This is a genomic window from Aquimarina sp. I32.4 (assembly GCF_002924285.1).
Lineage (GTDB): Bacteria > Bacteroidota > Bacteroidia > Flavobacteriales > Flavobacteriaceae > Aquimarina.
On sequence record NZ_PGUB01000113.1, the window covers coordinates 1 to 13,076 of the forward strand.

Genomic DNA, 13,076 nt, shown 5'->3' on the forward strand with positions numbered 1-13,076 from the left:
AAAATATTTCCATCATAAGCACGCCAAATACGCCGCCTGAAAGATTTATAAGAACTAATTACCCTAACGATTAATAACTCTCCTTTCACCAATAGTTTTACTTTTACTCCATGAAACGTCATTTTTGGAATCATATAAAACCCTTCTACTTTGGTAGCTTCTAATATACCTTCTATAGTAAATCCAGAAGCTATTTCTGCAGAAGCTTCAAAAGCCCCTGTTACACTTCCTACTCCATACATTGTATATTCTGCTTTTAATACAATTCCTAATGCCAAAGCTAGTTCTACAGTTCCTCCAATTTTAAAAGGACTATCATCTTCTGCATCTGGTTCTAGTTGTCCTGGGTTGAAATTAGTTTCGCCAGATGCCGAATTGTATTGCAACATTCCCGCTGCATGTAATTTTCCTGTAACAGATAACTCGGCTGTGACATCAATATTATCCACTAAGTCCATAATCGTAATAATGGGGCGAAACCAAACTACTTTTTGTAATAACCCCAAAAAATCTGCTACCATCTCTACTCCAAAAATCGGATCTGCCTTTACAGATGCTTCTAGCATTATGCCTAAGCCATCTTCTGGACTTCCTTTAGGGATTTCGCCATACCAACTAGCTCCCATTGCTAATGAAGGGGGGATAATATTCATAGAGAATATAGATCTTCCTTTAAGAGCATCTGCAATTTTAGCGGCTTGTTGTGCTATACTTTTTTCTTCATGTTTGGTAGTTCTTTTATCTACTTTTTCTCCAGCCTTCTTTTTCTTTTTAGCTTTACCACCAAAAATAGATTCTACAAAATCTTTGACTGCCAGAAATTGGCGTATCATATTGGCATATTTCTGATAACTGCCTGTAACTTCAAACATTTCTCCATACTCATCCCATTCTGCCCATAAAGATAATACAAGATCAGAATATGAACTATTAGGATCATTGTCAAAGTTGTAGAATTTTGCATCCTTTTTTCTTACGACATCATTTTTTACATCTTTTTTTAATGCTTTTTTCTTTTGTTTTCTTTCTTTCTTTTTTTCCTTTATCTCCCTCAGTTTAGCTCTATTTTCATCTGCTAATTCATGATATCGTTTTTTTTGAGCTTTCTTTTTTTCCTTTTCTGTAGTAGTTCCTTTATTTGCTTTTATGTTACCCGCTAATCGCTCATACTTTTCAATCAAATCTTCTGAAATATCTTCTTCAGAATCTAGCTTATCTTTTTCAACCTTTAAGCCTTGTTTTGTAACTTTATATTCCTTGTACTTTTCTCTTACTTCATTAAAACTTTCTGTATCGGTGTTATAAGCAAGTTGTAATGTCCATTTTACATCTGGGTATACATTGATATTTACTGTTTTTTCTCCTCGGCAGGATTCAAATTTAACAGGATATACTTGTTTAGGAGCTTTTAGAGGTAAAAAACATTTGATGATATCACTTAAATTTTCATTTACCGCATTTGATCCATATATATAAGGAACTTCGATAGTGAAATTACTATCATCCTCTATTTTATCTGTATATTTTTTTACAGTGATATCATGCGCTTCTTTATGCTCTCGCTTAAACCCTATTACACTTTGAAACGCTCCACTTGTAGTTGTAGAATGACTATCTTCTAATTCTCTATTGTCGTTTTGATCTTTATGATTAAAATCTTCTTTCTCGAATTTGCCTTTATTGTATGAAGTACCAAATCCAAACCATCCACCTAAATCGTTTGTGATAAAAGTATCATCCCAACGGTATCTTTTAGGTTCAATTTTACTATCTATTATGATAGGGGCATTTACAGAAACTGCTGTTTTATTATGATCTCCTTCTTTACCCAAAAAACTACAATTATCAGCCTCTTTTTCAAATGTAAAAACAATTTCTCTTCTTGCTACTCTAGGGCCTGCTACAACATCAATTTCAATTACTTCGGCTTTTGATGAAGTATCTACATTATATATATCTAAGGTTGTATTATCTTGCCCCCCATCAAGATTTTGAGTAGAACTCCCTTTATAATAATCAGCTTTAATTGTTTTTATTTTACATGGGTGAAACTCTGCCACATCTGTAACAATATCACCAATAATCACAGGTTTATTACCTGATTTGCTTGAGGTAACTGCTTTTCTATCGTTATGTTTTCGTTTTCTTGTGATAAGAATAGAGTCTTTAAAAGCTACGGCTTTGGCTCCTTCTACTTTTGCTTTGACTACAGGGTAAATATCTAGTTTTTCACCTTCTTTCATCCATTGTGCATCTAATCGCACATCTATAACTACCTTTTGCCTATATATCTCAGGATTATCTATATCCCTCATCTTTTTTACCTCTCGCTGAAATTGCTTTACGGGCTTATTTTGTTCGTCATTAATGTTTTCATCAAGCATTAGCACTTTATCAGAATACACTATGTTTTTATCTAATAAGGAGACTTCAATATCATGACCATATAGGTTACTGGTATAGATATGTAATTGTACTCCTTCTGTAAAAAACTTATCTCCTTGTACAATTGGTGGCTTTTTTTTAGGTTCTAGTTCTCGCCACTCTATTCTATCTATACTTATAGGGCCTTTTGAATTTACAAAATAACCGTTTGGTGGAGCATAGGTAGGTTCTTGATCTGGTAATACAGGTTCTAGCCAAATTAACCCACCTCCAGTTGCAGATTTAGAAACCTTAAACCATACCTTTTTACCTTGCATACTGGGATGAAATGGCATGTTATCTGGATTTTCTGAAAAATTAGAACAGATCCATCGTATATTTTTTACTGTTTCTGGATCAATTCCTTCTGTATCGATTTCTGCAGTAATTTGAGTTCCAGGAGATGTAGTAATCAGATAATTCTGATCATCTATAGTAACTCCTTCTTTACGGTTTATTATTACTTTATTCTTTGGCATATCATTTTAATAACTTATCATTTGAATACTGTGTTCTCCAAATTTTCTGTTGCTACTGGATCAAAAATGTAAATGAGTTTTATCTTTTACAATCATTCCTTCTTTATAGATTACTGTTTTAGTAAGTTTACCTTCTTTATCATACTCACACCATTCATCTTGTTTTTTACCATTTTCATAATTACCTTCTTGTTTTAAGATTCCTGTGGCATAGTAAAAGTCTTTAAACTTGCCATTGCCTTTAGCGCCAAAATTGGTTTGATATAACAGATTCCCTTTGATATCATACACTCTGTATTTACCTATGATGAACCCTTTGTTCCAGTTTTCGGTTTTGACTAGCTTGTTTTTGTAGGTCGTTTTCCAAAAACCATCTTTGTAGCCTTTGTGAAATTTACCTTTTTCTTTAATTTCTGTACGCCTATACTCGCTATTAGATAAATCATATTTTAATGTTCTTTTCTTTAATCCATTTTCAATAATTTCTATATCACCTGCATTTTTATTCTTGATATAGATATCAATATTATAAACTCCATCAAGGAGGTTTAAACCATCTTTATGCTTATATAAATAAACACCACTATTATTCTTTATCTTAATATCATAAGATATAATTGGTTTGGCTATTGGTTCAAACACTTTAGTTTGAGAAAAAGATAAAAAACTGGATAATATTATTAAATAAAAAATATATTTTTTCATACTACTTATGTTTATAAAACTTTACGATATCATCCTGTAATGCTATCCATTGAAACTTCCAAAATGATTTTCTTGTAGTATAGTAATCCATAAGGTTTTCTATTAACACCATATCAAATGTAAAAAGGCTTTACCTTTCATCTTTTACCTCTATTCCATCTTTATAGATTACTGTTTTAGTAAGTTTACCTTCTTTATCATACTCACACCATTTATCTTGTTTTTTACCATTTTCATAATTACCTTCTTGTTTTAGGATTCCTGTGACATAGTAAAAGTCTTTAAATTTGCCATTGCCTTTAGCGCCAAAATTGGTTTGATATAACAGATTCCCTTTGATATCATATACCCTATATTTGCCTATGATGAACCCTTTGTTCCAGTTTTCGGTTTTGACTAGCTTGTTTTTGTAGGTCGTTTTCCAAAAACCATCTTTGTAGCCTTTGTGAAATTTACCTATAAACTTATAACCAGTATTATAATAAGAGTTAACTATATCTGTATTTGTATTTAATTTTGTTTCATAAACCTTGTATTGTCCGTTTAAATTGTAATTATCAGATTTCCTAAAGTATTTTATTTTCCCTTCTATATCATTATCCAAAATCAAAAGATGTGTAAATGTTAAAGGAATGGGTTTTGGAGGAATCACTTCTTTTTCTTGACCATATACCGATGATAAAATTAGAAATAAAGAAATAGTTAAATAATTTTTCATTAGTTACTTAGATTTATAAAATTTTACAATATCATCCTGTAATGCTATCCATTGAAATTTCCAAAATGATTTTCTGGTATTATAGTAGTCCATAAAATTTTCGGTTTTACCCTGTTTGAATTTATGAAGGTTTCTATAATATACATTTAGTAAGCTTCTAATTGTTTTATATCCTTCTTTTCTATCATTCCAAAAATCAGCAATTTCCTTTTTAGAATAATTGTTTTTCAACATATAGTTTATATAATCATCAACTTCTTTTATATATACATTATCTTCATCTAAAATTACAGGGTCTTTATATATGTTATCCTCCTCTTTAAACGAATGTTCTAGTCCTGCTACATGAGCAATCTCATGAGCAAAGGTAGTTTTACTCCATAAATTAGATTTAAAAACAACTAAACTTTTGGCATCAATATCTCTCAAATTACCATACGCTCCTGCACCTTTTTCACCATCTTTTCTGATATGATTTAATGGGGAGATATAAATTGTAATTCCTCTTCTTTTGAAAGCCTTAGGGTGTTGCTCTTCAAATACTTTATTAAAATCTTCTAGTAAATTCCCCATAAACATACACCCCATATCATTGATTAATTTATGTTTTATCCACTTTTGTTCGTCTATCTCTATATCATAAACCTTGCCAATGGTACATTGTAATAATGCCTGATTTAGAGACTGGGTATTGAGATACTCTTGCAAATTTTGTAAGTCTCCTTCTAAGTTTTTATCAATATCTCCAAATCCTAGATCGATTTTTCTTTCTATAGCTTTTTTATCATCTTCTTTTGCTTGTTTTCTTACAATACGCACTGGGGTGATCTCAAAATGTAAATCTTTATGGTTACTATTTTTAAAGAAATGAAGCTTACCTACAGTGGTATTATCTTTATCCTTTAGTTTTATAGTCACATTATCTGTAAGTGGATCATCACAATATATGGTTACCAGTACTTCATCATCCATATTGGCTTTTGATACTTTTATTACATCAGGCTCAAAGCGTATTCCTTTTTGGGGAGGTAATTTTATAATATCATCATCAGTGACTTCTGTATGATTATAGATACATGTTCTAAGATTGAGTTGTACTCCTTCTTGTTTGGGGAACATGCTTATCCAAGGTACAAAATAGTCTTCACCTCCTATTTTGAAAGGGGTATATTCTTTTTTTAGTTTTTCAAAATCTTCACAAATCGTCTCGCCATTATTATCAGGAATATACTCAAATCGCATCCAATCAAATCCAAACTCTCCTTTATAATCGGGGAGTCTGTGAAAATAAGCTTTGAATTTGAGCTTTTCGTCTTGTAATTCTTCATTATAATTACCCCCATTGATTTCTTCTTGTTCCTCATTAATCATTGTAGCATCTACTAGTGGATTAAGATGAACTTGGGTTTCTGGATCGGCTTCTTGTACACTACTTTCTCCTCCTACAGTCTGCCCATGAAAAGTGAATTCTATACAAGCAGCTCCTGCAATGGCACAGGTAGCTTTACTCTCTTCGGTAAGGATTTGTCCCCCATTGGATAGTTCTACTTTGTTATAATAATTTTGCCATCGTAAAATATTGGGGATGCATGGCAAATATCCACTAGAGCTAGGTTGTAATTTACATTGTCCAAAAGTTTTGGCTTGCAATGGCATTCCTAAATCCATAGAATTACCTACTAATTTTCTACTTGCATCTCCATCATTGATATAAGCTTTTTGTTGTGACTGCACTACCAATGTATCAGGAGCATTGCCATGCATGCACTTGCACATGGCTCCATCTACTACTACGTGACCTCTACTCATATTTTTGGTTTTTTATTTGCCAAATTTTATTTCTTTTCCAAAAATAAAATAGCGTTTCTTTTTGGGTGTTGGTTTGGGTTCTTGCTCTTTTAGCTCTTTTTCTTTTACTAATCTTTCTTCACTGGTTTGGGGTGTTTTCTCCCCCAAGTGATAAATTTCTATTGTTAGTTTTTTGCTTTTTCCTGATGGAAATACAATGGTACTGTTTCCTGTAATAGCATTTACAATGGAAGAATCCTTGTAGGTTTGATAACTCATATCGATCTCTCCTGTAACAGCTGGTTTATTATTACCTATTGAGATAGGAATTCCTGAAAAAATAGCATCCTCATTACGCCCATCAATAAGTGTTGCTTTATGCTTTACTATAGTATCCTCTTGCTTATGAGGGTGCGATTGAATTGATTGTTCTATCTGGTATAAAACTCCTTTTTTATAGGGTATCCATGGTAACAATATGTTTTTTTGCTGTAAATGTGTAGTCATATAAGAGAAAAATAAGATCATAAACCAATCTTGGGTTATATATGTATTTTTTAGCTTTTGCTCACTCTCTATCATTGAATCCATACTCATAATCAACTTATGAGTGTCTGCTCCTTGATAGTATTGTTTTATTTTTTCTCGTTCTATATGCCACCGTTGTTGTATTTGATCATGATTGGCTATTGCAATAATTCCTCCCATACTACTCACCTTTAATTGTAAAGGGTATATAACCTTACCACATCGTTCTGCCAATTCATCAGACAAACTATCTGGTACTTTCTCATTGATATAGACCTGTTTTTTGTAAAGCTCTAAGATATATGTTTGCTCATCTATTTGCTCTGTACAAATAATCTCTATCTCATAATGTATCTGCAACTTTTTGTTATTCTCATCTAGAAATACAAGTAGAACCCCATAGGTGTGTCTCAATTTTTCTAATTCTATATGAAATGATACTGGTTTGGTATCAGTATCATTCATAATACTCGTTCCGAAATCCAATTTTCTCATTTCACGAATTTTTAATTAGAATAATTTTATTTTGTCTTGCGCCTGTACATCCACTTGTTTAGAACTCACCAATTCCATATTCTCTTGAGAACTTTCTAGCCTCATTTTTTCTGCATTGCCTAATATTTCTTTTGCTACAACAGTTTTATCTTCTTCTACTGTTTCTGTAATGTTTTTTGCAACAACTGATATATCTTCTGTTACTCTGGTTATCATATTGGTGCCTGCATTCATTTTTATTTCTTCTGCGGCATTGATCTCTATATTCTTAGCATTCAGCGTCATATTCTCTAATGCAGAGATTTCTATATTGTTGTTGGCTGTGTCTATACGAATGATATTATTGTTCTTATCGGTAATCGTAATCATTTCTGCCCCATTACTATCATCTAGGGTAATGGTATGCTGACTCTTTGTTCTAATTGCCTTTATATCATTATTCTGCGATTGCCATGATGATGGGTTTTTACTACCATTATACAAAGCACCTAATACAAAGGGGCGTTCTGCATTACCACCCTCAAATCCTACCATTACCTCTTCATTGATCTCTGGGATAAAATGAAATCCTTTGTCTGCTCCTGCATGTGGGGTTATCATACGTAACCAAGGAGTACGCTCTCCTAATGGCTTCTGCCAAGAAAATTGTACTTTGATTCTTCCTAATCCATCTGGGTCTGAATTCTCTACTACAGTAGCGGTTTGTGTTTCACTTTTTGGAAATCTGTAGATATCCATCTTGGGGTAAGCATCAAAATTGGCATCTACTGCCTCAAACTCATTTTTGTATACACCGCCTTCTACATTGGTATGTACTATTTTGGTAACTCTATAACTACCATGACCATTGATCCTTATGATTTGCCCCAAACAAACCCCTGGATTATCACTACCGCCTTTTGCTATAATTTGCTGTATCGCTCTACTTTTTGTATAGGCTTCTATTTGAGCATCTAATCTAGGCTTCATCGTGGCATCGGTATACAAAGGATTGTATACTCGTGTTTGCTTATTGTATAATTCTCTGGATTTGCTATCTGCAAAGCCATGATACCCTTCTGAGGGGATGTTTACCTCACTACTGCTTTTTTGATGTACCGTATTTGTCAAGAAATCATTGGTAAAATAAGAAGCATTATTTGGCATAGGCTCCATATTGATACTGAACTTTTTGAGATCAATACCATAAGACAATTCTATTTCTTCTGTAGAGGGTCTACCAAAGATCAATTGCTTACCATCATAGTAAAACCAATCATTATAATAGGCAGATAATCTACTTGCATAGGCAAAATCACTCTCATTATGTTGTACACTATAATGAATAGTACTGGTGTTGGTAGGCGCAAAGTTTGTTTCTAATTTACCCAGATCATATCCTTGAAAAGTGTCTTGCAAGATATCTGATAAGCCTACCTCGCTATACGAAGCATAATGAGGGAAGTTGTCTGCCAGTATACTGGCACTTTTTGCTTTTATACAGATCAAATCTCCTTGTGATTCTTCAAACCCTTTTACGGTTTCAACTCCTGTGACCACTCCTTTGAATTCTAATTCTCTATAACTATCTACAGTAGAATTGGCACTTACTTGTATAGTAATAATACTACCTATATATTCTTTACTCTCGCCAATTAGCTCATCAGAGAGTTGCTCTATTGCATCGGTACGACATACCAATTCTAGTGAATGATGGGCATCGATCTCTTGGTGTAACTGAAGCCTTTTATAAGAACTCAGTTGTTTGTTGGCGATATAGATGGTAGTGGTAGTTTGTATGGCCATGATGGATTTAGTTTATTGATACTATAATTTTGTTTTCTCTCTTTTTGATAATCAAACCTTTAAAAACTTAAATATAAACTATGCGATTGATTCTACAAAACCTAAAAAGCAGGGGAAAAACCCCCTGTGTGGTTGATGTCACGATTTTTAGAACGCCTTTTTTGTTTTTGAAAATCATAGCTTATTTTGTGTTTAAATTACTTAAAATCAACTGATTGTATCTTAGTTTTATTTTTTATTATACTAATATTTTCTCTTTTTGGAATAGCCAAATTTTTTAACATTTGATTTTTCCTCGGCAGATTTGCAAAAAACGAGGTGATAAACTGTACTTGATTCTTTGTCAAATGATAGGCCAATAATACGACATAGTAGTCACGTTTTTTGAAACTGAGATATTTTTTTTTCATTCCCGACTTGATCGGGAATCTATTACAGAAAAAGGGTTGTTGTTGTTTACTTTATTATTTTTCATTTTGCGGTTTTATATTCTACATTTGATATAGAGGTACTTGTAATATAAACACCCTATATGCACTACTAAGCATACAAATTGTCTATTAGTTTAACCCACTTAATTACAAGCACCTCATATCAATACTTGGGGCAAAAAAAGTAACCGTAATTGTTATCAATTTTTATAGTACATCCAATTACCTTAATTTTCATTTTCTTCTATGTTTTGTGCATCTTTATACAGATCATAAATTTTTCCACAGATCATCATCTCTTTTGGCTTATTATTGGATAGGTTTGTTTCAAATGTATTTATGTCAATACCTAGCGAAACAACTATTGAGTAGAGAACTATTTTAGGCAAATCATATTCGTATTCTTCCATTACTTTATTTATTTTTACAAAAGGCTACAGGAGTAATTGGGCGCAGGATTACACAAACTGCATTACTTATAATAAAAGATTACTCCTGTTTTTTTCTTTTGCTTCTGGAACCAGTATCAACCTTTAATTAAAACCATCGGGTGCTATACTAATCACAGAAAAACCAATTTAAATATTGCTGTTAATCCTTCTTTTTTCATCTATTGCGATCAGTGATTTAGTAATATTTTCTAGTACCGCTAATTCATTATCTATATACTCTATAGGTACTCTTTTTTTAAAAGTATAGAATGTTGAGATATACTGATTCGCATTTTTTCTAGTTTTACGTTTTTCTAATATTTGAGATTCTAATTCTGGATATTTACTTTCTATAGTAATAAAACTATTATGAATGCTGACGGTAAGTTCTTCTTCCTCTATTGATAGGTATGATGGCTTAGTTAGAGTAATAAAAGTACAGTCTGATTTATCAAAACAAATAGACTCCCATTGTAATACCTCTGCAACTTCATCAGCTATTATCAATAATTGTTCATCTGATAGTCCTCTTACCTTAAAACTTGTTGTGTATTCTGATGCAGAAAGATAAAATTCAGCAACCTTTTTATATCCCACTAATTCATTATCTATATATTCTGTAGATAATTCATCTTTAAAAGTGTTGAATGTTGAAATAAATCGATTCACATTCTTTTTATTGTTATGATACTCTAATAGTTGCCATTCTAGACACCTACTTTCTATATCAATAGTGCCATTGTTGATCCTAATTTCAATTTCATATTCTAATGCTGATCCAGTTAAAGCAACTACAAAAGAATACGATTTGTGAAAAGAATCAAACCTCCAGCATAATTCATCTATTGCCTCAAAAACCACCACCAGTAATTGTTTATCTGATAGCCCTGTTGTCTTAAAGCTTGTTATATATTCTGACGGAAAAAATCGAAACCCCATAGCATTTTATGTATTAGATAGTGTGTAAGAATTAGTGATTAGCTTTATTGAGTATCGATATGATTACTCCTATATTCAGTATTCTCTAATCTATTTTTTTCATCTATTATAATCGCTGATTTAATGATGTTGTCTAGATGACCTAATTTAGTTTTCATTTCTGCGGTAGATAATTCTTCTTTAATGGTGTTGAATGTTGAGATAAACCGAGTTGCATTTTTTTTATTTTTGCCGTATTCTATTATCTGCCATTCTTTACATTTACTTTCTATATCAATAGTCCCCTTGTTGATACTAATGATAACCTTTTCTCCCCATGAGAACAATGAGGAGTTAGTAAAAGCCTCCACAACGTAATCAGAAAAATTATAAGAATCAAGTTCCCATTTTAATTTATCTACTGTATCTAAAGCTATTACTAGATATTCTTTATCTGATAGCCCTGTTGCCTTAAATTCTGTTGTATATTTTGAGGACAAAAATTTAAATCCCATAGTATTTAATTTAGATGATTTGTAAAAATTATTAGTTAATGTTATTGAGTATTGAATTGTTACTGCATTTTATATCAATCCATTAGATATTTTCTATATGCTTTTAGTTGGGTAATGCGTTGTTTTGCTTCTTGTTCTTTTATATTTTTAACCTTCATATAGTACCAAATAGCATTACTAGGGGTATCGTAATCCATAATCATCAATGCGTTATAATCTTCTTTAGGCAATACCCTATATTCTTTTGGGCAAAGTGCTGTAAATGTTGCAAAAACATCTTCTCCGATAGAAGCTTCTATAGTAGCAGAATAAACAATCTTATAGATTAGCCTATAAACCGTTTTTTTGTTTCTACTCATATAATCAGTTATCACTTTATTGGCTTGCTCTCTAGTAGCATAAATCCCAAAAATGCGATTGCCATTATAAGTAATCCCCTCAAATCGAATGACCTCTTCTAGCGTTACGGCCTCTATCTGTTTTTGAGAAGATTGCCCAAATGCAGAAATAGAAATAGAAAAGAACAGAAATAATATGTTTTTTGATAGGCTCATAATTGCTACTATATTTTTAATATTCATACCAGTCAAGGGTATATTCTTTTGGGTTAGTATCGTCTTTGAGTATGTATACTTTTTTCTTACCTCTTAGAATCCTCTTTTTTTTATTGTTATAATGCCGTTGATCCACACATTCTTTAGAAAACAATTTCACTTTTGGTTGCTGATTTGCTGGTACTCGTAATCCACATGAGAATCTACCTACTATTTTACCTTTGTTATACAATGTGATTGTTGTAGGAGGAATAGCCCCCATGTTTTTTGTTCTCTCTACTGCCTCTATAATTACATCTGGTTCAAGAGGTGTTGTAAAAAATATTGTTGTTCCGATATAATCAATAATTAAAAAATCATATGGTGGAATCTGAACTGTGGTAGTAATACCAAATAAGGAATTTCCTTTTTTTTGAGAGTAAATACGCGTGGTAATAAAGATTGTAACAATAAAAGCTATTAAAATTACTGTGCTGTTCATAATTCGTAATTCATAGTATTGATTATCATCTTCATCATCATCGTACCATATTTCATTATATTCATCATGATCAACTCCCAAAGGGTAAACGACTTTATCATATTCTAGTTCTTTATATGATCTTAGTTTTTGTATTAAAAAGCTAATTGTTAGTGCGATAACTAAAAATTCCAAAACCAATAGTATTATTTTTCTCATTAATCAAATAGTTTTAGTATTGTTGTTCTTGTATCTTGTTATATAGCTACTATGCTGTTTATATTAGCATGAATGATTTGGTATTCTATATTACAAAGACACAGGGTACGCTGGTATATACATAGACTGAATGACCTATAAACTATAGTATATACTTTTGTACCCGATATCTTTGTGGGTACACAAAACTCAACTTAAATGCACATTCTTTTATATTTTGGTTCTATATAGCGCCTATGTTCTGAGAAGAACATAGGCGTATCATCATTAGGGGGTGTCTTATTTTTATTAGTTTCTGTTTGGGGATTCATAGTGATATGACAGATAATCCCCAAAACAAGGGTAATAATTTCTGAAACACTGTATAATCTGGTTTTAATCAAAGCATCAACTCTATCTAAAACCTTTTCTTTATCAACTTCATTAAGGTTTAGATAGGTAGATTGTAGCTTTAATTTATTGATTACCTTTTGATGGTTTTTGATACTTAATACATCTTTATCATTAGAGGGACCACCAGAACTATACAATATTTTTGAAGTCCTATCTTGAATAATCTTTACAGCTTCTTCAATAGATTTTCCTTCATCAAATAAACTTGATGACCATTGATAGATAGTAGTTTC

Annotated in this window: 12 protein-coding genes; all 12 read right to left on the bottom strand. The window is 31.9% G+C overall.

The features are described 5' to 3' along the window. Positions 1 to 2,903: hypothetical protein (locus CVD18_RS18690; protein ID WP_146052851.1), on the bottom strand; the 2,903-nt coding region annotated here is incomplete at its 3' end. Between the two features lie 60 nt (positions 2,904 to 2,963). Then, the gene (locus CVD18_RS18695) at positions 2,964 to 3,608 is read right to left on the bottom strand and encodes a toxin-antitoxin system YwqK family antitoxin (protein ID WP_103867035.1); all 645 of its coding nucleotides are present in this window, start codon (positions 3,606 to 3,608) and stop codon (positions 2,964 to 2,966) included. A 130-nt stretch (positions 3,609 to 3,738) separates the two neighbouring features. Then, entirely contained in the window at positions 3,739 to 4,326 is a 588-nt protein-coding gene (locus CVD18_RS18700; RefSeq protein WP_103867036.1) for a toxin-antitoxin system YwqK family antitoxin, read from the bottom strand. A 3-nt stretch (positions 4,327 to 4,329) separates the two neighbouring features. Next, on the bottom strand, positions 4,330 to 6,135 hold the full coding sequence (locus tag CVD18_RS18705) for a DUF4280 domain-containing protein (protein WP_199185109.1): 1,806 nt from the start codon (positions 6,133 to 6,135) through the stop codon (positions 4,330 to 4,332). Between the two features lie 12 nt (positions 6,136 to 6,147). Further along, positions 6,148 to 7,137: a hypothetical protein gene (locus CVD18_RS18710; RefSeq protein ID WP_146052852.1), complete on the bottom strand. Its 990-nt coding sequence runs from the start codon at positions 7,135 to 7,137 to the stop codon at positions 6,148 to 6,150. A gap of 15 nt (positions 7,138 to 7,152) precedes the next feature. Beyond that, on the bottom strand, positions 7,153 to 8,922 hold the full coding sequence (locus CVD18_RS18715; RefSeq protein WP_103867038.1) for a type VI secretion system Vgr family protein: 1,770 nt from the start codon (positions 8,920 to 8,922) through the stop codon (positions 7,153 to 7,155). Positions 8,923 to 9,580: 658 nt separating this feature from the next. Next, the gene (locus CVD18_RS18725; protein WP_103867040.1) at positions 9,581 to 9,763 is read right to left on the bottom strand and encodes a hypothetical protein; all 183 of its coding nucleotides are present in this window, start codon (positions 9,761 to 9,763) and stop codon (positions 9,581 to 9,583) included. A 168-nt stretch (positions 9,764 to 9,931) separates the two neighbouring features. Beyond that, on the bottom strand, positions 9,932 to 10,723 hold the full coding sequence (locus CVD18_RS18730) for a hypothetical protein (protein WP_103867041.1): 792 nt from the start codon (positions 10,721 to 10,723) through the stop codon (positions 9,932 to 9,934). A 44-nt stretch (positions 10,724 to 10,767) separates the two neighbouring features. Further along, a complete protein-coding gene (locus CVD18_RS18735) occupies positions 10,768 to 11,217 on the bottom strand; it encodes a hypothetical protein (RefSeq protein WP_103867042.1) in 450 nt (149 codons plus the stop codon). A 74-nt stretch (positions 11,218 to 11,291) separates the two neighbouring features. Further along, positions 11,292 to 11,798 carry a hypothetical protein gene (locus CVD18_RS18740; RefSeq protein ID WP_103867043.1) on the bottom strand — a complete coding sequence of 169 codons (507 nt, stop codon included), beginning with the start codon at positions 11,796 to 11,798 and terminating at the stop codon, positions 11,292 to 11,294. Continuing rightward, positions 11,788 to 12,450 (bottom strand): hypothetical protein, encoded by a 663-nt coding sequence (locus CVD18_RS18745; protein WP_103867044.1) that lies wholly within the window; start codon positions 12,448 to 12,450, stop codon positions 11,788 to 11,790. The genes CVD18_RS18740 and CVD18_RS18745 overlap by 11 nt, the downstream gene beginning before the upstream one ends. 194 nt (positions 12,451 to 12,644) lie before the next feature. Beyond that, positions 12,645 to 13,076, bottom strand: a 432-nt coding sequence (locus tag CVD18_RS22745) for a hypothetical protein (protein WP_158250503.1), incomplete at its 5' end; no start/stop codon positions are given.